Annotated in this window: 12 protein-coding genes; 4 read left to right on the top strand and 8 right to left on the bottom strand. The window is 70.7% G+C overall.

Annotated elements, in window-relative coordinates:
- Nucleotides 1-69 precede the first annotated feature (69 nt).
- The 4 genes from ABZ564_RS06880 to ABZ564_RS06865 form a co-directional block, all read right to left on the bottom strand.
- The gene (locus ABZ564_RS06880; protein ID WP_360850645.1) at nt 70-3,255 is read right to left on the bottom strand and encodes a type I restriction endonuclease; all 3,186 of its coding nucleotides are present in this window, start codon (nt 3,253-3,255) and stop codon (nt 70-72) included.
- On the bottom strand, nt 3,252-4,469 hold the full coding sequence (locus ABZ564_RS06875; RefSeq protein WP_360850642.1) for a restriction endonuclease subunit S: 1,218 nt from the start codon (nt 4,467-4,469) through the stop codon (nt 3,252-3,254). The genes ABZ564_RS06880 and ABZ564_RS06875 overlap by 4 nt, the downstream gene beginning before the upstream one ends.
- A complete protein-coding gene (locus ABZ564_RS06870; RefSeq protein WP_360850639.1) occupies nt 4,466-6,583 on the bottom strand; it encodes a class I SAM-dependent DNA methyltransferase in 2,118 nt (705 codons plus the stop codon). The genes ABZ564_RS06875 and ABZ564_RS06870 overlap by 4 nt, the downstream gene beginning before the upstream one ends.
- A gap of 85 nt (nt 6,584-6,668) precedes the next feature.
- Nucleotides 6,669-8,831, bottom strand: coding sequence for an N-6 DNA methylase (locus ABZ564_RS06865; protein ID WP_360850635.1), 2,163 nt, complete (start codon nt 8,829-8,831; stop codon nt 6,669-6,671).
- A gap of 162 nt (nt 8,832-8,993) precedes the next feature.
- Here ABZ564_RS06865 and ABZ564_RS06860 point away from each other — a divergent pair, with 162 nt between their 5' ends.
- Both ABZ564_RS06860 and ABZ564_RS06855 read left to right on the top strand, forming a co-directional pair.
- Nucleotides 8,994-10,220: a DNA sulfur modification protein DndB gene (locus ABZ564_RS06860; RefSeq protein ID WP_360850632.1), complete on the top strand. Its 1,227-nt coding sequence runs from the start codon at nt 8,994-8,996 to the stop codon at nt 10,218-10,220.
- An 83-nt stretch (nt 10,221-10,303) separates the two neighbouring features.
- On the top strand, nt 10,304-10,897 hold the full coding sequence (locus ABZ564_RS06855; RefSeq protein WP_360850629.1) for a hypothetical protein: 594 nt from the start codon (nt 10,304-10,306) through the stop codon (nt 10,895-10,897).
- A 14-nt stretch (nt 10,898-10,911) separates the two neighbouring features.
- Here the strand turns inward: ABZ564_RS06855 and ABZ564_RS06850 are convergent, their stop codons facing one another.
- From ABZ564_RS06850 to ABZ564_RS06835, 4 genes are all read right to left on the bottom strand, one after another.
- Complete coding sequence (locus ABZ564_RS06850) at nt 10,912-11,505, bottom strand: class F sortase (protein ID WP_360850626.1); 594 nt, start codon at nt 11,503-11,505, stop codon at nt 10,912-10,914.
- An 87-nt stretch (nt 11,506-11,592) separates the two neighbouring features.
- Nucleotides 11,593-11,973 carry a sortase-dependent protein gene (locus ABZ564_RS06845; RefSeq protein ID WP_360850623.1) on the bottom strand — a complete coding sequence of 127 codons (381 nt, stop codon included), beginning with the start codon at nt 11,971-11,973 and terminating at the stop codon, nt 11,593-11,595.
- A 104-nt stretch (nt 11,974-12,077) separates the two neighbouring features.
- Complete coding sequence (locus ABZ564_RS06840) at nt 12,078-14,144, bottom strand: HAMP domain-containing sensor histidine kinase (protein ID WP_360850620.1); 2,067 nt, start codon at nt 14,142-14,144, stop codon at nt 12,078-12,080.
- Complete coding sequence (locus tag ABZ564_RS06835) at nt 14,128-14,856, bottom strand: response regulator transcription factor (RefSeq protein WP_360850616.1); 729 nt, start codon at nt 14,854-14,856, stop codon at nt 14,128-14,130. The genes ABZ564_RS06840 and ABZ564_RS06835 overlap by 17 nt, the downstream gene beginning before the upstream one ends.
- 211 nt (nt 14,857-15,067) lie before the next feature.
- Here ABZ564_RS06835 and ABZ564_RS06830 point away from each other — a divergent pair, with 211 nt between their 5' ends.
- Together ABZ564_RS06830 and ABZ564_RS06825 are read left to right on the top strand one after the other, a co-directional pair.
- On the top strand, nt 15,068-18,307 hold the full coding sequence (locus tag ABZ564_RS06830; RefSeq protein ID WP_360850613.1) for a DNA methyltransferase: 3,240 nt from the start codon (nt 15,068-15,070) through the stop codon (nt 18,305-18,307).
- A gap of 422 nt (nt 18,308-18,729) precedes the next feature.
- Nucleotides 18,730-22,464, top strand: a complete 3,735-nt coding sequence (locus ABZ564_RS06825) for a ThuA domain-containing protein (RefSeq protein ID WP_360850609.1) — start codon at nt 18,730-18,732, stop codon at nt 22,462-22,464.
- Nucleotides 22,465-22,542: the final 78 nt, after the last annotated feature.

Here is a 22,542-nt window from a genome sequence, read left to right as displayed (position 1 = left end):
CCATGCGGGTGGGCCCCGCCGCGTGCCGAACCGGCAACGCGGCGGGGCCCACCCGTGCGTACGGACGAACTACTCGTCCACGCCCTCGTCGCGGCGGATCATCCGCCACGCCGCCCGGCGTGCACTGCGGTCCAGGCTGGAGCGGAAGCTCTTGTCGGGGCCGAAGTACTGGCGCCCTATGCCGGCCGTCGTCTCGATGTGGTCGGCCATGTTGTCGGCGAAGGCGCGGTCGAAGACCTTGCCGAAGTTCGCCTCGTCGTTGACGACGGCCGCGGCCCGGACCTTCGGGTCCTCGGTCGTCTTCTTGAACGGTGCGCGGACGTCGTCCTCGGTGAACTCCGTACCGAACTTCGCGTTGAACGCCTCGATCAGCTCCGACAGCAGCGACTTCTCCGGCTCCGCCGCACCACCCGTACCGTCCCCGAAGCCGGGCAGCTCGGCCGGCCCATCGGGGGACAGCGACACGTCCACCTCGCCGGTCTTCTCCACGCGGAGGTGGCTGAGGTCGATCTCGCCTATGTCGACGCCGCCGTCCGCCCGGCGGGGAAGCCGGTTGAGGAGGTAGCGGCCGTAGAGGTGCAGCCGCTCCAACTCCGCGTCGCGGTACGGGACGATCTGGGCGAGGAAGCCGTACTTCCGCACGTAGTCGTTGAGGTTCGCCCGGAAGTCCTCGGCCGTCTCGATATCGTCGTCCTCCTCGCTCTCCAGCAACGGGGTGAAGCGGGCGACGGCGGGGGAGAGGAGCCGGTACAGCTCGGCGTGCAGCTTTTCCCACTTCGCCTGCGAGCCGGCCGCCTTCTCCTTCGCCGCGAAGTACGCGGCGGCGAACTCGTCCATCTCCGACTCGGAGATGATCGGCGCCGACATGACCCGGCTCTGCGCGGTGTAGAGCAGGTTCGGGTCGGAGGGAAGGGTGTTCGCCTCCTCGAAGTACGGGCGGAACGCGTCCTGGATGTCCTGGGCGTCGTTGGCGAAGTCCAGGACCGCCAGGTCGGCCTGCGTCTTGCGGTCTGCGGTGCGGTTGAGACGGGAGAGCGTCTGGACGGCCGAGATCCCGGTGAGCTTCTTGTTGACGTACATGGTGGTCAACAGCGGCTGGTCGAAGCCCGTCTGGTACTTCTCCGCGACCACCAGGATCTTGTACTCCTGCTGCCCCCGCCCGCCCGCGCCGACCGTCTTGTCGTCGGCCCGGGTGTACGCGAACGCCTTCGGCAGCGCGCTCTCCGCGATACCGCCGTTCTCCTTCGACTCGGTGGTCTCCTCCTTGTCACCATCGACCTTCAGCGAGCCGGAGAACGCCACCAGCACGCCCAGGTCGGGGTACTTCGTGTGGTAGTCCCGGTCCTTGATGTAGCTCCGGATCGCCCGGGCCATGTCCACGGCGGACCTGCGCGAGGCCGTGACCACCATGGACTTGGCGCGCCCCCCGAGCCGGCCCCGGGAGTGCGCCACGAAGTGCTCGACGATCACCTGGGCGTGCTGGGAGACGGTGGACTCGTGGGTGAGCGCGAACCGGGCGAGGAGGCCGTTGGCCTTGGAGGGGTCAACCTCCCGCTCGTCCGGGTTGCCGTTCACCAGCTTCCAGTACGTGTGGTACGTGACGTAGTTCCGCAGCGGGTCGAGGATGAAGCCTTCCTCGATGGCCTGCCGCATGGAGTACGTGTGGAAGGGGCGGTAGACGGCCTTCCCGTCCACCGTGTCCTCCGTGCCGAAGAGTTCGAGGGTCTTCGCCTTCGGGGTGGCGGTGAAGGCGAAGTAGGAGAGGTTCGCGGCCTTCGAACGCTCCGCGGCCTTCTGCTTCAGCTTCTCGTAGACGGTTGCGGTGCTCGCGCCCTGGTCTTCCGAGTCCGCGTCCAGGCCGAGGTCCCGCAGCGCGGCCTTGACGGCGGTGGAGGCATCGCCGGACTGCGAGGAGTGGGCCTCGTCGATGACGATCGCGAAGTTGGTGCCCTTGATCTCCGTCGGGTTGCGCTCGATGTAGTCGATGAGCGCGGGGAACGAGTGCAGGGTCACCGTCACGATCTTGCCGGTGTCGCGGGACAGCGCGCGTGCCAGCTGCTCACTCTTCGAACCGTGCTTCTCGTCCACCTTCACGACCAGGCCCTCGGTCTGCGAGAAGCTGCCGACCGTTTCGCGGAGCTGGGCGTCGAGGTTGCGGCGGTCCGTGATGACGATGACCTTGTCGAACACGGGCGAGCCCGGCTTGATCCGGCCGGCCGCGAGGGCGTCGGGGTCGAGCGCGCGGGGATCGGTGCCGGCGTGCAGGTCACTCAGCCGGTGAGCGAGCCAGCCGATGGTGTTCGACTTGCCGGAGCCGGCGGAGGCCATCACCAGGTAGTTCTGGCCCACGCCGTGGAAGGAGGCGTGCGCGGTCAGCCTCTTGACGACGTCCCACTGGTGGAAGCGCGGGAAGATCGTCGACTTGGTGGTCCCGCCGCCGGGAGTCTTCGTCTTCTGCTGGTGCACGTAACGCTGGAGCAGGTCCAGCCAGTTGTCCCGCGCCCAGACCTGCTCCCACAGGTAGGAGGTGGCGTACGTGCCGTACGCGGTCGGGGCCGGGTTTCCGGCCCCGCCGGGCAGGCCGGCGCCGTTGGAGCCGGTGTTGAAGGGGAGGAAGCGGGTTTTCTTGCCCCGGAGTTGGGTGGCTACGAACACGAGGTCCGGGTCGACGGCGAAGTTCGCGATGACCCGCCGGGAGAAGATCAGCTCGGTGGGGTCGCGGTCGGTGCGGTACTGCTCCTTCGCGTGCTCGACGCCCTGCCGGGTGAGCGGGTTCTTCAGCTCGGCGGTGGCGACCGGGATGCCGTTCAGGAAGAGAGTGAGGTCGAGCTTGTTGCCCCAGTCGGCCTGCTTGGTGGCATAGACGAGTTCGCGTACGACGGTGAGGCGGTTGGCCCGGTAACCGTCGAGCACGGAGTCGTCGGCGACGAGGTTCGGCTTGAAATAGGCCACGCGGAGGCGGACGCCCCGGTCCTTGACGCCGTTACGGAGGACGTTGAGGAGGCCGTCCTCACTGATGGCCTTGTCGAGGCGCTGGGCGAAGCCGCGCTGGGCTGCGTTGGGGTCTTTGCCGTAGACGGCGAGCAGTTCGGCCCACTCGCGGGGCTGGCTTTCGCCGAGGAAGGTGAACAACTCGTTGGTGTCCAGGCCGAGGTCGGCCTGGTAGTCCTCGGGCTGCGCCTCGCGCCAACCGCGCTCGGTCATGGCCGCGACGATGGCGTCCCCGAAGGCGGACTCGCTGTGTATGGGGCTCATGCTGTCGGCACTCCGTCCGTTACGTTGCGGCCGCTGGCGGTGGAGACGTCGAACTGGCCGGTTACTGCGGCGGTGATGAGGGCCTGGCGGCGTTCGGCAAGGAGGGCGAGCCGCTGGTTGACCACGGGGCGCAACGCATCGAGCTGCTTCCGGCTGCGGGAGACGCGTTCCACCAGCTGCATCTGCATGGACAGGGAAACAGCTGGCATCGGCCACCTCTTGATTTCTTCGAACCTGATGTTTGCCATCGACGAGGAGGCCCCGTTGGATCCAGCTGCACTCAGAGATCGAACGCGGCTTCCTCGTGCGACTGCGGCGACGAATTCGGGCGAAATATTCTCTGACAGGCGTACGCGGAAAATCTTGTCAGAGAGTAGAATCTTTCTACGTACCTGACGGACTACTGCTGTTGATCCGACCAATTGAGGCGTGTTGGCTCGGGTGATCAGGAGATCTCCCTCGCGTACTTCATTTCTGTGATCTGGTTGAATCTCTGCAGGGAGACGTTTGTTTTCTCGCGGATCGAAAACCCCAGGGCGCAGGCAGCTGACCTTGAGCACCCCCCATTCATCTTCGGACGCGGGAACCGCCTCGCACTGCGGGCTCGTCCCTTGATCTACGCTCCACACGAAGCGGCGGAAAGGTACCATGCCTGCCCGTGAAATCAAGTCGTCGATGGCGATATCGAGTTGAGCGGCCTCGCGCTCATTGAGGCCAGCGATCATTTTCCGTTGCAGATCGGCAAGTCGATCGATGCGGGCGGTTTCGGCGTCGAGGAATTCGGCGATGCGGTGCTGCTCTTGCAGGCTCCAGTTGGGGAACTTGAGGTTGCCGACATCCTCCGCGGTTACGGCCTTGTATGTTGTTCCGGTGGAGACTGCGTCCAACTGCGGCCGTTGGCTATGCAGCCACCACCAGAGGAATCGACCTTCGCACGATGTCGGAGTAATGGAGCACAGGCCTCGTCCGATTCCGTAGGGTTCATCGGCGACGTTCAATGCGCCCACCGGTGCTCGCACTGAAAGTAGAACGTCATTTCGTGTAGCTACTTTTGGAGAGGTGGTGCATTCGAGTCGGGGGAGAGGATGCAATTCTTTGAATTCTGCATTCCCTTGCAGGAAAGGCCTTCCGGATGAAAGAGGGAATACCTCTGCGGAGGGTGGTGACTGGCCAGCGTTGATTCGAGCCACATATTTGAGCGGGATGTTACTCATTCCGCGACCTCCCCTAGCAGCGCCTGAATCTCTGCCTCAAGCGCCTTCAGCTCCGCATCGATCTCCGCCAACGGGCGCGGCGGCTCGTACACGTAGAAGTGGCGTGTGAACGGAATCTCGTACCCCACCTTCGTCTTCGCGTGGTCGATCCACGCGTCCGGCACGTGCGGGTGCACCTCCCGCTTCAGGTACTTCTCGACGTCCTCGCCCAGCGGCACGTTCTCGTAGTCCCGCAGCTCCGCGTCCGGCTCCGGGGCACCGCCCTTGAGGAGCTGGAGCTCGCCCTCCGGATCCCGCACCCCCACCGCATCCCGCAACGCCTTCGCGAACGGCGCCCCCGTCGGCCCCGGGACGCCGGCCTGCGCCATCGCATCCCGCACCGCCACCTGAGCCTCGGACTTGGTCGCCCACTCCGATCCCAGCAGCGGGCTCAACGCCTCCCCGAGCACCGCCCCCTCCGCATCGGCCAGCTTCCGGAACTGCGCCTCCTCGTCCTCCGTCAGCTTCCGCCGGGCCTTCGCCTTCGCGGCCAGCTCCGGTTCACGCGGCAGGAAGCGCTCCTCCGCCCACTTCTGCACCGGCTTCGACGCGAGCAGCGCGGCAAGCGTCTCCTCCGTCAGCTCGAAGCGCAGCTTCAGCGGCCGTTCCACCGTGATCCGCTGGTAGCCGAACGCCGTGTTGTCGAAGACCTTCACCTTGGCGTGCATCGGGTGCTCCGGGTTGGCCGCAGCGTCCACCGCTTCCCCGTACAGGCGGGTGATGTCGCCGATGTGGTTCGGCTTGCCGCCCGTGCCGTCGCCCAGTTCCTTGCGCTTGTCGCCGAGCGACTTCCGCATCTTGACCCACTGGTCGCGCGCGTCCAGCAGCACCACCTTGCCCTTGTGCTGGGCGTCCTTGCGGTTGGTCAGGATCCAGAAGTACGTAGAGATGCCGGTGTTGTAGAAGAGCTGGTCCGGCAGGGCGACGATCGCCTCCAGCCAGTCGTTCTCCAGGATCCAGCGGCGGATCTCCGACTCGCCCGAGCCGGCCGCACCCGTGAACAGGGGTGAGCCGTTGAAGACGATCGCGATGCGCGAGCCGCCCCCACCGTTCACGTCGACCGGCTTCATCTTCGAGATCATGTGCTGGAGGAAGAGGAGCGAACCGTCGTTGATGCGGGGCAGTCCCGCACCGAAGCGGCCGGAGTCACCGAGGCTGTTGTGCTCGAGCTCGACGGCCTCCTTGACCTTCTTCCACTCCACACCGAACGGCGGGTTCGCCAGCAGGTAGTCGAAGGTCTCGCGCGCGTGGCCGTCGTCCGAGAAGGAGTTGCCGAAGGCGATGTTCTCCGGATTCTGATCCTTGATCATCAGGTCGGACCGGCAGATCGCCCAGGACTCCGGGTTGAGCTCCTGACCGTACATCTCCACCGTGGCGTCTTCGTTGTACGCCTTGATGTGATCTTCAGCCGCACTGAGCATGCCGCCCGTGCCGCAGGCCGGGTCCATGACCGTGCGGACGACGCCCGGCACGCTGAGCGCGTCGCCGTCCGGGGCGATCAGCAGGTTGACCATCAGCTTGATGACTTCGCGGGGGGTGAAGTGTTCACCCGCGGTCTCGTTCGACTGCTCGGAGAAGCGGCGGATCAGCTCCTCGAAGATGTAGCCCATGTTGTGGTTGGGCACGGTCTCCGGGCGCAGGTCCAGGTCCGTGAACTTGCCGATGACCTGGTAGAGCAGGTTCGCGCTGTCCAGCTTGCGGATCTGCTGGGCGAAGTCGTACTTCTCCATGACCTCGCGGGCGTTGGGGGAGAAGCCCCCGATGTACACCTGGAGGTTCGCCGCCGCGTTGCTCGCGTCGCCGGCGATCTTCTTCAGGGTCAGGCTGCTCGTGTTGTAGAACGAGTGGCCCGAGGCCCGGCGCAGGAAGTGGTCCGTGTCGATGTCCTGGCCCTCGAAACGGGCGACCGTCTCCGCGACCTTGTCCCGCGTCGGCTCCAGTACGCATTCGAGGCGGCGCAGTACCAGGAACGGAAGGATGACCTTCCCGTAGTCCGACTGCCTGTAATCGCCGCGCAGAAGGTCGGCGACGGACCAGGCGTGGTTCGCCAGCTCCGTGTGCTTGCTGCTGTTCAAGTCGTTCCCCGGTTCCCTGTCGAACCCGCTCTGCCGGAGCGGGTATGGGCAAGTGTGATGGTTGCGTGAAGGGTGTGGTGCCGGTTCAGGCCGATCCGGCGCCTGATGTCCTGTCGTCCCCGGTCGGGGGCGGTGACGGGATCAGGCCGCCGCCCGTGAGGCCGCCCGCCAGCAGCCGGGCCGTTTCGTCGGCCAGTTCCGTGGCGCGTGCGGCTTCCGCGCGCAGCGTGTGTACGCGGCGGAACGCCTCGCCGTAGCGTCTCTGCTCCTCCAGCGGAAGCAGCGGCACCCGGAGGCGGCCCGGACTGACGTGTACGACGGTGCTGCCCGTCGAGGCGGCGGCGATGTTCTCCGTGGAACCCAGGAACCCGGCCAGGAACCACGGGTCGAGCCGGGCCGGGTCCGGGCGGAACAGGTGGACCTGGGGGCCGAGCAGCGCCCCCGTGTCCGTCTCGTCCGCCACCCGGGACATCGCACCGCTGCCTCCCGCGACCGCCCGGACGAGGACATCGCCGGTCGCGATCACCGGTGCCGTGTCCGCCCGCAGGCTGCCGGGGCCGCCGGACGGGGCCGTGCCCCGGGCGATGTCCTGGCCGGTGAGCACGGGCAGCGTGGCCGTCGATGCCTCGCCCGCAGTCTCCCGTGACTCCGGCGCCGTACGCAGCAGCGTCAGCGCACCGCCTCGTGCCAGGTCCGCCGCGGTGGCCGTGCGCCACTCGCGGGGTTTCGGGCCGGCCGCGCCCCAGTCGGTGTAGCGTGCGGCCTCGCCGAGCGACGCGGCTCCGGCGATCAGCCGGCGGCGCACCTCCTCCGTCTCGCGGGCCAGGTCGGCCGGGGCGATGTCCGTGCGGGAGGCGCGGACATGGCGGGCGGGCGTGAGGTCGACGAGGTCGTCCAGGAGGTCCACCACCGGCACCGCACGCGCCGTACCCGGCTCGTCCGTGAACGTGTCCGGGGCCTCGGCGAACGCCGACCACTGGCCCAGGGCGGCCTCCGTGAGCGACGGCCAGTCCGGGGCGGAGCGGGCACCACGCGTACCGGCCGCAGTCCCCGCCGCCCCCCGATCGCCCGTGCCCGCCGCCTCCGCCGTGTCGACGAAGAGGACCGACTTCCGCTCCGAGCCCGCCGGTTCGGGGCGTTGCAGCACCCAGACCTGGAGTCCCACGTGGAGGGGTGCCGCCGCTCCGGGCGGCAGCGCGACGACCGCGCGGACGGCTCCGCTGCGCACGAGATCCATGCGCACCCGACGGCCCGACGCGCGCGAGGCGGTGGCCGGCGGGAGGAGCATCACGGCGTGGCCGCCCGGCACCAGATGGGCCAGCGCGTGCTGAACCCACGCGAGTTCGGACTCGGCGCGGGGCGGGACGCCGTACGCCCAGCGTGAGTCGTACGCCAGCTCGTCGTGACCCCAGTCGCGGTCACCGTACGGCGGATTGCACAGGACGGCGTCGACGGTGAGGTCGGCGAAGGCGTCGGCGCGGAGACTGTCGCCGACACGCACCTCGACGTCCGCCTCGGGCGCGGCCAGCAACAGGCTCACCGCGCTGCGCTGCGCCTGCACCGTAACGGTGTCCTGGCCGTACAGCGCCCCCGCGCCGAGCCGCGCCGCCGCCGCGAGCAGCGATCCGCTTCCGCACGCGGGGTCGAGCACCCGCGCGCACGGACCTGGGAGGAGCCGGGCCATGAGGTCCGCGAGGGGGGCCGGAGTCCGGTACGTGCCCCCGGCCGCACTGTCCTCCAGCTCGCGTTCCGCCAGTACGGCCAGCGCCGCCTCACCGGTGCCGTCGTCCTGTACGCAGCGCAGCAGCGCTCGCAGCACGTCGATGTCCTCCCCGGCGAAGCGCACGGCCTCCGCCCCGGGGACGAGATCCGCGACATCGGCCGAGGCCCCCTCGGCGCGGACGATCAGGCTCGGGTCGGACAGGCCGGCGAGCGCCGCGCGTTCCTCGGGCGTGCACTGGGCGGCCGCCAGCACCAGCGGGAGCAGTACACCGCTCGGGCCGCCGGCCGCCCGGTGCAGGCGCAGCGCCGTGCGCAGCTCCTCCGCCGGGTCGGCCGTCGCCGCATAGCCGCGGGCGCCGAGCCAGGTCCGTACGTCGAGGAGGTCGTACAGAGGGCTGGAATCGGTGCCCCCGGAAGGGGCCGGGAAGTCGTCGTGCCTGCGACGCCAGTTGCTGACCGTGGCGCGCGTGACTCCTGCGATGCGTGAGATCTCGGCGGCGGTCACCTGGGCGGATGGCTGTGGCATGGCGGGAGTCCTGAGCCTCTCGGTAGTGAACAGCTCACAAGCTACACCAGTCGTCAAATCGATGGAAGTGATTGACAATGCTTTCATGGCTCTGCTTCTCTGGGTTTGCTTCCGGGTGAAAGTGCCCGGCAGTCGCTCAACGACCCAGGGGGAAGCATCGCCATGCCCATCACCATGCCGACCGCAGTCATCGAGGGGACCCAGCTCACCGTCATGCCGTTCCGGACCGACGCGGTCATCGGGACCATGTCCGTCGCGACGCTCGTCCAGCTCGTCCCGTCACCCCGTCGCGAGGAGGACACCAAGACGCTCAAGGCGGCCTCGGGCGCCTTGCGGCGTCACGCCGAACTGCGGGCGCTCGTGCAGCGGGCGCTGAAGTCCACGCAGAAGGGGAAGAACGTCGGTTCCTACGCGGAGTACATCGCCGACGGGGTCAAGGGGGAGCTCGGCTCCGGCTGGTCCACCCCGCCGGTGACCTTCTGGCACGCCGGCCCGCTCGCCGCGCTCAGCGACGAACTGCTGCCCGGCACCGGACTGCGGACCCTGACGATCGCACCGGGCACGTCGGTGGTCGCCATCGACGGCGAGACGCAGACGACGGCGTGGCACGAGCTCTACGACGATCCCGAGCGTTTCGGACTGACGTATGCCGAACTCGCGCAGGTACGGGTCCCGTTCGAGCTGTACGTGGACCTCGGCGTCGCCGACGCGCGGCAGATCTTCTACGACCGCAATGTGCAGGGCGTGGCCGTCGCGAAGAACCTGGCGATGTCCATGGACCAGCGCGACTTCGCCACCCGTCTCGCCCACCGCGTCGCGGAGTCGGTGAAGGTGGACATCGACGGCCGGCTCGTCCCCTTCACCAAGTTCGTCAACGCCACCAAGCGGCAGGTCGGCAGGACCGATCCCGAGGTCGTCACCCTGTCCGCGCTTCGGGCGCTGGTCATCACGGCGGTCTACGGCAAGGGCGGTCTCTCCCGGTCGGCCGAGACCGTGCACGAGGACGAACTGCCCATGGCGGCGACCGCCGAGCAGGTGGAGCAGTACGTGGTACCCGTGCTGGCCCGTCTGATCGCCGGGCACAGCGCGCACTTCCTCTCCCGTAGCGCCCTCACCGCACCCGCCGTACTGGCCGGCCTCGGCATCGCCGTGCACCACACCACTCCGTGGGCCGACCCCGCGCACGCGATGAGCGGCGACGCGCTGGACCGGCTCCTCGGCGGCATCCACTGGGAACGCGAGGCCCGCTACTGGGACGGCGTGGCGGCGAAGGCCGGCGCTTCCGGGCGCCTCAACTTCAGCGGCGGTGTGAAGGACTCCGGAGGCCGCGTCGCGGACGCGCTGCTCTACCCGGGCACGGAGGCGGGGCGCCGGATCAGGGGGCAGTGACCCCTTCGCCTCCTTGCTCGTCCCCTCGCACATCCGCGCGGCCGCGTTTGTGCTCACCGACCCACCACTGTTCGGAGTACGCCATGAACACACCCGACCACCAGAGCCCCGGCCCTTACCAGGCCCCCCACCCCCAGCCGGGTGGCTCGTACGGGGCGGTTGTTCCGCCCGCTCCGCAGCCGCCCCGTAGGGCCTCACCCGCCAAGGCGTGGCTGACCCACGGCGCGGCCGCCTTCGTGGCGTTGTTCCTCGGAGTGGGCATCGGCGCGAGCGGCGGATCGGACACCGGGAAGACGGACGACAAAGCGGACGGCGAGGTGAAGCCGGGGCCGACCGTGACAGTGACCGGGGCGGCCAGGACCCGTCCGGCGCCGACCGTCACCAGGACGGTGACGGCCGAGCCCAAGCCGCCGAAGAAGACCAAGGCCCCCGGGCCGGCCACGAGCTTCAGCGGCGACGGCGAGTACCTGGTCGGCGAGGACATCCAGGCCGGGACGTACAAGACGGCCGGGGCGGAAGGCGCGTTCGGCTGCTACTGGGAGCGGGCCAAGGACGCGAGCGGGGAGTTCGGGTCCATCATCGCCAACAACAACCTCGACGGACCGGGTCGGGTCACGCTCAACAAGGGCGAGTACTTCAAGACGAACCGGTGCGCGGAGTGGAAGCGGACCGGCTGAGGAGTCCCGCCACGTCACCTCCGCTTTGCGTACACGATCAGGTTGTCCACCGGGTGGCCGTTCTGGTCGAAGGCGCCGTCGCAGGTGATCAGGCGCAGGGCGCGGTCCGTGGTGCGGCCGTAGACGCGGGCGGTGGGGAAGGCGTTCTTGCGTACCGTCTCGCGGGCCGTGACCTCGAAGTGGGTGGTCCTGCCGCGGGCGTCCCGGATCACGATGTCCGCGCCCTCGGCGATTTCGCGCAGGTCGTGGAAGACCGCGCGGCCGTAGCGGGTGTCGTTGTGGCCGATCAGGACCGCCGCGCCGGGTTCGCCGGGGACGGCGCTGCCCGTGTACCAGCCGGCCGTCATGCCCTGGTCGGCCGGCGGGACCTCGACCGTGCGGTCCGGGTTGAGGCCGAGCCGCATGATGTCGCTGTCCACGCCGAGGGAGGGGATGGAGACGTGGGCGGGGGGCCGGGAGGTGGCGGTGGGGGCGGGTTTCGTGGTGGTCGCCGCCGAGGCCGGGGGCTCGGCCGGTGATGTCCCCGGGGCGGGGGAGCCGCCCGAGCAGGCGGTCAGTGCGGCGAGCGCGGTGAGGGCCAGGGCGGCGGCGAGAGGGGTGCGGGGCATGGGAAGGGGCTCCAGAGGTCGTACGCCGGCGGTGGCGCCGCCCGGTCGAGGGGCGGCGCCACCGCCGGTCATCGGCTGCGGGACGGGTCAGCCGTCGCGGCGGGCGGTACGGCGGCGCAGGACGACCGTCCCGGCACCGGCCAGCATCAGCGCGGCGGCCGCGGAGCCCGCGAGGGCGGTCGTGTGGCCGCCCGAGGTGCCGGCCGGGTGCTCACCGGCCGCGACGCCGCCGCGCGGGACCACGGAGGGCGCCGCCGAGGGCGGCTCGGTGGGCTCGGCGGACCTCGCCGGGGTCGGCTCGGCCGACGGTACGACGGACGGCTCGGCGGGCTGCTCCGCCGGCGGCCGGGACGGCTCGGCCGACGGGGTGGCCGTGGAGTCGGCGAAGGCCGGGGCGGCCGGTACGCACACCGCCCCGGCCGCGACGGCGGCGAGGAGGACGGTACGCAGGGATGTGCGCAGGGGCATGGGCAGGGCTCCGTTCCGGATCGGCCTCAGGGGCGGCCGCGGTGCGGGTGCGCACCGCGGCGCGAGGCGTGCGGACAGGCTCGCGCCATGTTGTGAGGAAGCTGTCAGATCGTTGTGTTCATCGCATCAGGGCCGCCCGGACCGCCGGAGGCCGTGGCGTCGGCCGGGAGCCGGAGCGTGAACACCGAGCCCTCACCGGGGGTGCTCACCGCCGTGGCCGCACCGCCGTGCGCCTCCGCGAGCTTGCGCACGATCGCCAGGCCGAGCCCGCTGCCGCCCGTGCGACGGTTCCGGGACTTCTCGCCCCGCCAGAACCGGTCGAAGACATGCGCCAGATCGTCGGCCGGGATGCCGCTGCCCGTGTCGGCGACGTCCACGAGCACCGCGTCCCCGTCCGCGGAGCCGTACGGCCGCAGCGTGACCTCCCCGCCCGCGGGGGTGTGACGCACCGCGTTGGACACCAGGTTGCCGACGGCCTGCCGCAGCCGGACCGGGTCGGCCGTCAGCGGCGGCAGGGGGCGGTCCGGCGGCGCGGGACGCACGCTCAGCGTGACGCCCGCCGCGTCGGCCCGCGCCTGGTGCGCGGCGGCGACCTGGCCGAGCAGCTCCTCGATCCGTACCGGCTCGGGGTGCAGTCGCAGCGCGTCGGCGTCGGCCTGGGCCAGGTCCTGGAGGTCGTCGATGATGTGCTGGAGCTGGACCGCCTCGGTGTGCAGGAAGGCGATGAACGCCGGGTCCGGATCGGCCACCCCGTCCTGCGCCGCCTCCAGCCAGCCCCGGATGTTGCTGAGCGGGGTGCGCAGTTCGTGGGCGACGTCGCTGACCATGGCCCTGCGCTGGGCCTCCAGGCGGGCGCGGTGCGCGGACATGTCGTTGAAGGCGGCGGCGAGCCGCCCGATCTCGTTGTCCGCGGCGACCACCACGGGTGCGGTGTCCTCCCCGTCCCGCATCCGCTGGGCGGCACCCGTCAGGGCCCGGAGCGGGCGCACGAGGCGCGCGCCGACGAGCACCGAGGCGCCGACGGTCAGGGCCAGCACCAGGGCCGCCGCGCCCGCGATCCGCGCGGTGTTCGCCGGTGAGAGGTCGAAGCCGGGCACGGTGGCGCCGCCCGGGTCGCCGATGAACAGCAGCGCGGGGGAGGCGACGTACGAACTGAGCTGCTCGCGGCGGGCCGTGCCCACGCAGGAGGCGACGGCCCGGTCGTCCTCGCCGGTGGCGGTCGCCTGCTGGTCGCCGGGACCGGGCACGGTGGTGGGGGCGGGGCTCGGTTCCTCGCGGGGTGCGGCGGTCGGCTCGACGCTCGGCACGGCGGCCGGCGGCAGGGTGGGTGCCGCCACCGCGGGCACCGGCACCGCCCCCACCGGTACGGGCTGGGCCGCCTGACCCCAGGACAGGCCCAGTTCGAGGTGGACGCCGTCGCGGCCCTGGCGCTCCAGACAGGCGTCGGCCAGCTGGTCGAGCGCCTCCAGGGCCTTCCGCTCGGTGGCGGTGGGGGTGTCCAGCGCGTCGACGGCGCACCCCGTGCCCCGGATCCGCTCGGGGTCGTTGCCACCCACCACCTGGACCAGGGGCCGGCCGCTCGCGCCGGCCACCACGTCCGCGGCGATCCCGAAGTCACCGAGGCAGGCCACACCCCGGTCCGCGATCTTCCGCAGCCGGGCCCGCTCCGACGCCGGCAGCCGGAACGGGCCCACCGCGCGCGGATCGACCCGGTCCGTGCTCGTGCCCGTCACCCCGGCGCCCTCGGCCGCCAGCGCGGTGTCCACGGACAACGGGTCGACCACGGCCGACGCCTGGGCCGGGAGCGCCGCCGCGTCCGGTGCCGCCGAGTCGGCGAGCGGGGCGCGCGCCGGGGTCGTCAGGGCGATCCGCCGCCCGGACTGCTCGGCCAGTTCACGTACCGTCCTCCCGACGCCGTCCCAGGTGGGATGAGCCGCCGCGTAACCGAGCAGACGGTGGTAGATCCGGGCGTCGGCGGCCAGGTTCTGGCCCTGCTCCTGGCGGATCGCGCCCGAGGTCGTCTGCACGGCGAGCCAGGCGGTCGCCGCCACCGAACACGCCGCCACCAGGGCCGAGACGGCCAGCAGCCGGGCGAACAGGCTCTTGCGCAACAGGACGGGCCGCCGGACGCCGCCCGTGCCCGGGCGCCCCGGGCTACGAAGTCGCCGCACGGGACGCCGCCTTCGCCGGGTCCGTCAGCTTGTAGCCGACACCGAAGACGGTGAGCAGCCGGACGGGCCGGCGCGGGGCCGGTTCGATCTTCTTGCGGAGGTTCATCACATGCACATCGACGGTCCGGTCACTGATGTACCGGTCGAAGCCGTGCAGTTCGGCGAGGAGTTGCTGCCGGGAGAACACCCGGTCGGGCTCGGCGGCGAGCGTGGACAGAATCCGGAACTCACCCGGCGTGCACTCCACGGCCCGCCCCTCCACGGTCACCACGTGCCGGACCGGATCGACGACCAGCGCCCCCACCCGCAGCACACCCGAGCCGTCCGGATCGCCGCTCGCCCCGCGCCGGTTGCGGCGCAGCAGCGTACGCACCCGGGCCATCAGCTCGCGCGGGCTGTACGGCTTGGTCACGTAGTCGTCGGCGCCCAGATCGAGGCCGAGCAGCAGATCGTCCTCCGTGGTGCGGGCCGTCAGCATCAGCACCGGCAGCTCGCGCTGCTCCGCGCGCAACACGCGTACGACGTCGAGGCCGTCGGCCCGAGGCATCATCACATCGAGCACCAGCAGGTCGGGTTCGCCGTGCCGGACCGCGTCGAGCGCCGCGAGGCCGTCGGGGGCCACGGTCACGCGGTGGCCCTCCCGTTCGAGGTAGCGGCGGAGGAGTTCGGCCTGATTCTCGTCGTCCTCGGCGACGACCACGTTTGCGCACACCTGATCGATCGTAGAGGGGCCGTACTTCCGGACCCTCCGTCGGCCGGGAGTACGCCGCACCCGCCGGCGGGCCTCTCGCGCCCCTTTCCCCTCGTATACGCTCTTCTGGTCTCGGCGCGGCCCTGATGGCAGGGGCCGCCCCACGTGGCGGTGTCCCACCGGCCTCCGCGCACCCGTCCCTTTCCCACCGACTCGCCGGGAAGCCCGCCTGATGCCCGCCACCGCCAGCAGCCGGCCCCCGGACCGGCTCCGCAAGGGCGTGCGGACCGCCCTCACCACCCTGGGCACCGGCTTCCTGCGCCACCCCGCCAACGCGGCCCTCCGCGAGAACGCCGACGCCCACGCCCTGTACGAGGCCCTGTTGCGCCTCGTCCACCGCCTCCTCTTCGTCTTCGTCGCCGAGGACCGCGACGCCCTGCACCCCCCGGACGCGAGCGCCCGGGGACGGGCCCGGTACGCGACGCACTTCTCGTCGGCCCGCCTCCGCGCCCACGCCCGCGAGCGGCGCGGCACGGAGGAGGGCGAGCTGTACGCGGCCCTGCGGACCGTCCTGGACGCCCTCGGCGACGCCGACGGCCGCCCCGAGCTGGGCCTGCCCGGCCTCGGCGGCCTTTTCGACGCCACGGAGGCCGACGCCCCGCTGCACGGCCTGGCCCTGTCCGACGAGCACCTGCTGACCGCCGTGCGCCACCTCTCCCAGGTCCAGGACCCGGGCACGCGCAACTGGCGTGCGGTCGACTTCCGCCGCCTGGAGGCCGAGGAACTGGGCTCCGTCTACGAATCCCTCCTCCAGCTCGTCCCCCGGACCGACGCGGCGGACCGGACCTTCGAACTCGTCGGGCTGCCCGGCAACACCCGTAAGACGACCGGCTCCTACTACACCCCGTCCGCGCTCGTCGAGTGCCTGCTCGACGCCACCCTCGATCCCGTGCTGGACGCCGCCGTCACACGCGGCGAGAAGGCGGCCGCCGCGACGGGTGCCGCCGACCCGTCCGAGGACGTCGCCCGGGAACTGCTCTCGCTCACCGTCTGCGATCCCGCCTGCGGCTCCGGCCACTTCCTGGTGGCGGCGGCCCGCCGCATCGCCGCGCGGGTCGCGGCGGTCCGCGAACACCCCGCCGAACCAACCCCGGACGCGGTCCGCCGTGCCCTCCACGAGGTCGTCGCCCGCTGCGTCCACGGGGTGGACCTCAACCCGATGGCGGTCGAACTGACCAAGGTGTCGCTGTGGCTGGAGGCCCTGGAGCCGGGCCGTCCGCTGGGCTTCCTGGACGAGCGCGTCAAGCACGGCAACGCCCTGATCGGCGCCACGCCGAGCCTGCTGCGGCGCGGCATCCCGGACGAGGCGTTCACGCCTGTGAGCGGCGACGACAAGGGGTGCGCCAGGGCCCTGAAGAAGCGGAACAGGGCCGAGCGGGCCGCCTCGTGCGGCGAGGCCGGCCGGCCGGCGGACCACGCACGCGCGCGGCACGTCGCCGACGCCTGGTGCGCCGCCTTCCTGTGGCGCGAGACGGCGGACGCCCCGCCGGCGGTGACCGAGGCGGTCTTCCGCGATCTGCGGGACGCGCCCCGCTCCACCCACGAGGAGATCGTGCGGCTGCGCGACCAGTACCGGTTCTTCCACTGGCACCTGGAGTTCCCCGAGGTCTTCGGCGCCGGCGGCCCCGGGGACGGCGTCGACGCGGCCACCGGGTGGACCGGTGGCTTCGACTGCGTCCTGGGCAACCCGCCGTGGGAGCGCATCAAGCTCCAGGAGCAGGAGTTCTTCGCCCAGCACGATGCGGAGATCGCCGCCGCGAAGACCGCCGCGGCCCGCAAGCGCCTGATCGCCGCGCTGAAGGAGGACGTGGACCGCACCGCCCTCCATACCGGGTTCGAGGCGGCGAAACGCATGGCGGAGGGCACGAGCCACTTCCTGCGCAACGGCGGACGGTACCCGCTCACCGGCCGCGGCGACATCAACACCTACGCCGTCTTCGCCGAGGCGGGCCGGACGCTGACCGGTCCGCGGGGCCGGATGGGCGTGATCGTGCCGACGGGCATCGCCACGGACGCGACGACCCAGTTCTTCTTCAAGGACCTGGTGGTCAAGGGCGCGCTGGCCGCCCTGTACGACTTCGAGAACGCCGCACCCGTCTTCCCGGACGTCCACCGCTCGTTCAAGTTCAGCATCCTGTCCCTGACCGGGCGCGCGGTGCGCGAACCCGCCGCCAGGTTCGCCTTCTTCCTCCGCGAGCCCGCCGAACTCGACCAGGAGGAAAAGGCGTTCGCGCTCACGCCCGAGGAGATCGCGCTCCTCAACCCCAACACGGGCACCTGCCCCGTCTTCCGCTCCCGCCGGGATGCCGAGATCACCCTCGGGATCTACGCGCGGGTCCCCGTCCTGGTCGAGGAGGGCGCCCCGGACGGCAACCCGTGGGGCGTCACGTTCGGCACGATGCTGCACATGGCCGACGACTCGCACCGCTTCCGCACCTGCGACGAGCTGACGGCCACCGGCTGGCGGCCGGCCGGAAACGCCTTCGTCAGGGGGGACCGGGCCATGCTGCCGCTGTACGAGGCCAAGATGGTCGACGCCTACAACCACCGCGCGGCGGACGTGGTCAAGAGTGCCACCGCCGTGAAACGCCAGAACCAGCCGTGCTACCTGACGGCCGACGCCTGGGCCTCCGCGTCCCGTCTCGCCCTGCCGGGCAACTGGGTGGACCGGGCCGACACACCGCCCGACGCCCCGCCCGGCTGGCTCGCCTTCCTCCGTATCAGCAGCCCCACCAACCAGCGCACCATGATCTCCGCGATACTGCCCCCGGCCGCGATCGGCGACTCCGTCTTCCTGCTCCGCACCAGGTCCTCGCGGGACAGCGCCGCCCTGGCCGCCCACTTCAACTCCTTCGTCTACGACTACGTGACCCGCCAGAAGGCCGCCGGGCTCAACCTCAACTTCTTCTACATCCGCCAGCTCCCGGTGCTGCCGCCCGCGATCGCCCACCGCCACACGGACTTCCTGATCCCCAGGGTCCTGGAACTCACCTACACGGCCCACGACATGCGCCCCTTCGCCGCCGACCTCGGCGACGCGGGAGCCCCCTTCCGCTGGGACGGGGAACGCCGCAGCCGGATCCGCGCCGAACTCGACGCGTTCTTCTTCCACCTCTACGGAATCGGCCGCGCCGACACCGGTCACATCCTGGACACCTTCCCCATCGTCCGGCGCAAGGACGAGGCGCGGTACGGCGGTTACCGCACGAGGGACCTGATCCTGGCCGTGTACGACGACATGGCCGCCGCCGGCCTCGTGGCGGGCGGGACCTATACCTCCCCGCTGAGCCCACCGCCGGGGGAGGGGGCCCGGCACCGGTGCTCCGTTCCGTCCGTGGCCCAGTGGAAACACGCCGAGGCGGCGCCACCTCACGCGGCGGTGGCGAGGGCGTCCTTCGCGAGCACCGCGTAGCAGTCAGCCGGGCGCCGCTCGAAGTCCGCCCGGGCCGGCAAGTGGTGACCTCGCCCGCGGTGCCGGTGTACCGCCGGGCCACGCGCGCGGCTGCGTCCCGCCGCCGCGGACCGCGCCTGACCAGGCCCTGGAGCCACGGGCCCGGGGCGGAGCCGCGGCTGCGCGAAGGGCTGGGCGGGGTGATCATCCCTACCCGCGCGCCCCTTTGTCCACACCAGAGAAAAAGTTCGACGAGTTCCTGCATAAGGGCTATCCGTCCCGGACGAACAGGTCTACCGTCCAAACCGTCCAAGACGCATACATGACATAAGTCCCCTCAGTCGCCGGTGCCCCGCAGGCCCCGGCTGACCTGCGCGGCAGTCCCCGCGCGGAACGGCACTGCAGTACCCGCCCGTACCACCGGCACTCTCCGGAGGACACACGTGCACCGATCCAGAACTGCATCCGGCAGCGGATCCGGGAGCCGCACCAGGCTCCGCGTCCGCAAGTCCCTCGCCCTGTTCACCGGCGGCCTCCTCGCCGCCGCGACCCTGAGCCTGAGCGCCGCCTCGGGCACCGCCGCCGCCCACGAGGAGCCCGCGCCTGCCCCCGCCGCGGAGGACTTCCAGCAGGTCACCCTCGCCAAGGGCGCCGCCGAGACCGGCGAGCCCATGTCCCTGGCGGTGCTGCCCGACCGCAGCGTCCTGCACACCTCGCGCAGCGGTGAGCTGCGCATCACCGACAGCGCGGGCAACACCCGGATCTCCGGTGTCATCCCCGTCTACTCGCACGACGAGGAAGGCCTCCAGGGCATCGGGGTCGACCCGGACTTCAGCGAGAACCGGGCCATCTACCTCTACTACGCGCCCCCGCTGGACACCCCGGCCGGCGACGCCCCCGAGACCGGCACCGCCGCCGACTTCGCCAAGTTCGACGGGGTCAACCGGCTCTCCCGCTTCGTCCTCAACGAGGACGGCACGCTCGACCTCGGCAGCGAGAAGAAGGTCCTCGACGTCAAGACGTCCCGCGGCATCTGCTGCCACGTCGGCGGCGACATCGACTTCGACGCCGAGGGCAACCTGTACCTGTCGACCGGCGACGACTCCAACCCCTTCGCCTCCGACGGCTACACCCCGATCGACGAGCGCCCGGACCGCAACCCGGCGTTCGACGCCCGCCGCTCCTCCGGCAACACCAACGACCTGCGCGGCAAGATCCTCCGCATCAAGGTCGCCGATGACGGCTCGTACACCATCCCGGAGGGCAACCTCTTCGCGCCCGGCACGGACAGGACCCGCCCCGAGATCTACGCGATGGGCTTCCGCAATCCCTTCCGCTTCTCCGTCGACAGGAAGACCGGCATCGTCTACGTGGGTGACTACGGCCCCGACGCGGGCGCGGCCGACCCCAAGCGCGGACCGGCCGGACAGGTCGAGTTCGCCCGGGTGACCAAGGCCGGGAACTTCGGCTGGCCGTTCTGCACGGGTGCCAACGACCCTTACATGGACTACGACTTCGCGACGAAGACCTCCGGCGCCGCCTTCGACTGCGCGGCCCCGAAGAACACCTCGCCGCACAACACCGGCCTGGTCGACCTGCCGCCGGCGCAGGCCGCCTGGATCCCGTACGACGGCGGCTCCGTACCGGAGTTCGGCACCGGCTCCGAGTCCCCGATGGGCGGACCGGTCTACCACTACGACCCGGACCTCGACTCGCCCGTGAAGTTCCCCGAGGCCTACGACGGCGACTTCTTCGCCGGCGAGTTCGGCCGCCGGTGGATCAAGCGCATCGAGCAGGACGCCGACGGCAAGGTCCAGTCGGTCAACGACGTCCCGTGGTCCGGCACCCAGATCATGGACATGTCCTTCGGTCCCGACGGGGCGCTGTACGTCCTGGACTACGGCCTCTCCTGGTTCGGCGGCGACGAGCACTCCGCCCTCTACCGCATCGAGAACGCCACCGGAGGACACTCCCCGATCGCCGAGGCCTCGGTGAACAAGACCTCCGGCACCGCACCCCTGAGGGCGCAGTTCTCCTCGGCCGGCACCACGGACTCCGACGGCGACGCGCTCACGTACACCTGGGACTTCGGCGACGGAGGCACCTCCACGGCCGCCAACCCCACGTACACGTACAAGAAGAACGGCACCTACACCGCGACCGTCACGGCGAAGGACCCCACCGGGCGGACCGGCTCGGCCAGCGTCCACATCACCGTCGGCAACACGGCCCCGGTCGTGAAGCTGGAACTCCCGGGTGACGGCCAGCTGTTCACCTTCGGCGACGACATCCCGTTCAAGGTCACCGTCACCGATCCCGAGGACGGCACCATCGACTGCTCCAAGATCGAGGTCAGCTTCGTGCTCGGCCACGACAGCCACGGCCACCCGATCACCTCGGAGCACGGCTGCACCGGCACCATCGCCACGGAGATGGACGGCGGGCACGACCCCAACGCCAACATCTTCGGCGTCATCAACGCCTCGTACACCGACGGAGGGGGCGGCGGCCAGGCCGCGCTGAGCGGCCACGACCAGGCACAGCTCCAGCCCCGCCACCGGCAGGCCGAGCACTTCAGCGACTCCTCGGGCGTCAAGACGTACGACAAGGCGAACGCCGAGGGCGGCAAGACCGTGGGCGACATCGACAACGACGACTGGATCTCCTTCGAGCCGTACATCCTCGGCGACTCCACCAAGCTCACCGCCCGGATCTCCTCCGGCGGCGCCGGCGGCTTCCTCGAGGTGCGGTCGGGCTCGGCGACCGGGAAGATCCTCGGCTCCGCACCCGTGCCCGTGACCGGTGGATGGGAGACGTTCCAGGACATCGACGTCCCGCTGCGCGACGTGCCGAAGAAGGCCACCGAACTGTTCCTGGTCTTCAAGGGCGGTGCCGGAGCCCTCTTCGACATCGACAGCTTCGAACTCTCCAACACCCCGCCCGACAGGACCGCCAAGCGCGTCCTGGTCTTCTCCAAGACCGCCGGCTTCCGCCACGACGCGATCCCCGAGGGCATCGCCGCACTGAAGGAACTCGGCAAGGGCAGCAACATCACTGTCGACGCCACCGAGGAGGCGGGCCAGTTCACCACCGCCAACCTGGCCCGCTACGACGCCGTCGTCTTCATGTCGACGACCGGTGACGTGCTCAACGCCGACCAGCAGAAGGCCTTCGAGAACTACATCGCCACCGGCGGCGGATACATGGGCGTCCACGCCGCCGCCGACACCGAGTACGACTGGTCGTTCTACGGCGGACTCGTCGGCGCGTACTTCGCCGGTCACCCCGCCATCCAGCCCGTCACCGTCCGCGTCGAGGACCACAAGCACCCGGCCACCGCCCACCTGGGCGACGCCTGGGAGTGGACCGACGAGCTGTACAACTACCGCACCAACCCCCGCGACAAGGTGAAGGTCCTCGCCACGCTCGACGAGACCACCTACACCGGCGGCACCATGAAGGGCGACCACCCGATCACCTGGTGCCAGGCCTACCAGGGCGGCCGTTCCTTCTACACCGGCCTCGGCCACACCAAGGAGTCGTACGCCGACGCGGACTTCCGGGGGCTGCTCCTCGGCGGAATGCGGTACGCCGCCGGTCAGGTCAAGGGCGACTGCAAGCCCGACACGGGCTACCGGTCGATCTTCAACGGCAAGACGCTCGAAGGCTGGAAGCAGGCGGGCCCGGGGAAGTTCGACGTCGTCGACGGCGAACTGCGCTCCCAGGGCGGCATGGGCCTGCTGACCTACCAGGCCAAGGAGCTGAAGTCGTACTCCCTGAAGCTCGACTGGAAGATGGCGGGCGACGACAACTCCGGTGTCTTCGTCGGCTTCCCGGAATCCGACGATCCCTGGTCCGCGGTGAACAACGGCTACGAGGTCCAGATCGACGCCACCGACGCCGTCGACCGCACCACCGGCTCGATCTACACCTTCAAGGCCGCGAACATCAAGGCCCGCGACCAGGTGCTGCGGCCGCCGGGACAGTGGAACAGCTACGAGATCAAGGTCCAGGGTGAACGGCTCCAGATCTTCCTCAACGGAGTGAAGATCAACGACTTCACCAACACCGACCCGGTCCGCAGCCTCAAGGAGGGCTACATCGGCCTCCAGAACCACGGGGCCAACGACCAGGTGTCCTTCCGCGACATCCAGCTGAAGGAACTCCCCTCGGCGTAGGACCGCCCTCCGCCCGGCGGCGGGCGGGACCTGACGCCCCGCCCGCCGCCCGGCCCGACCAGCCCCACGGGGCCCCGG

It is taken from the genome of Streptomyces sp. NPDC019224 (assembly GCF_040632605.1).
Lineage (GTDB): Bacteria > Actinomycetota > Actinomycetes > Streptomycetales > Streptomycetaceae > Streptomyces.
The sequence above is the reverse complement of the archived record's forward strand: the minus strand, read 5'-3'. Positions and strand labels throughout refer to the sequence as shown.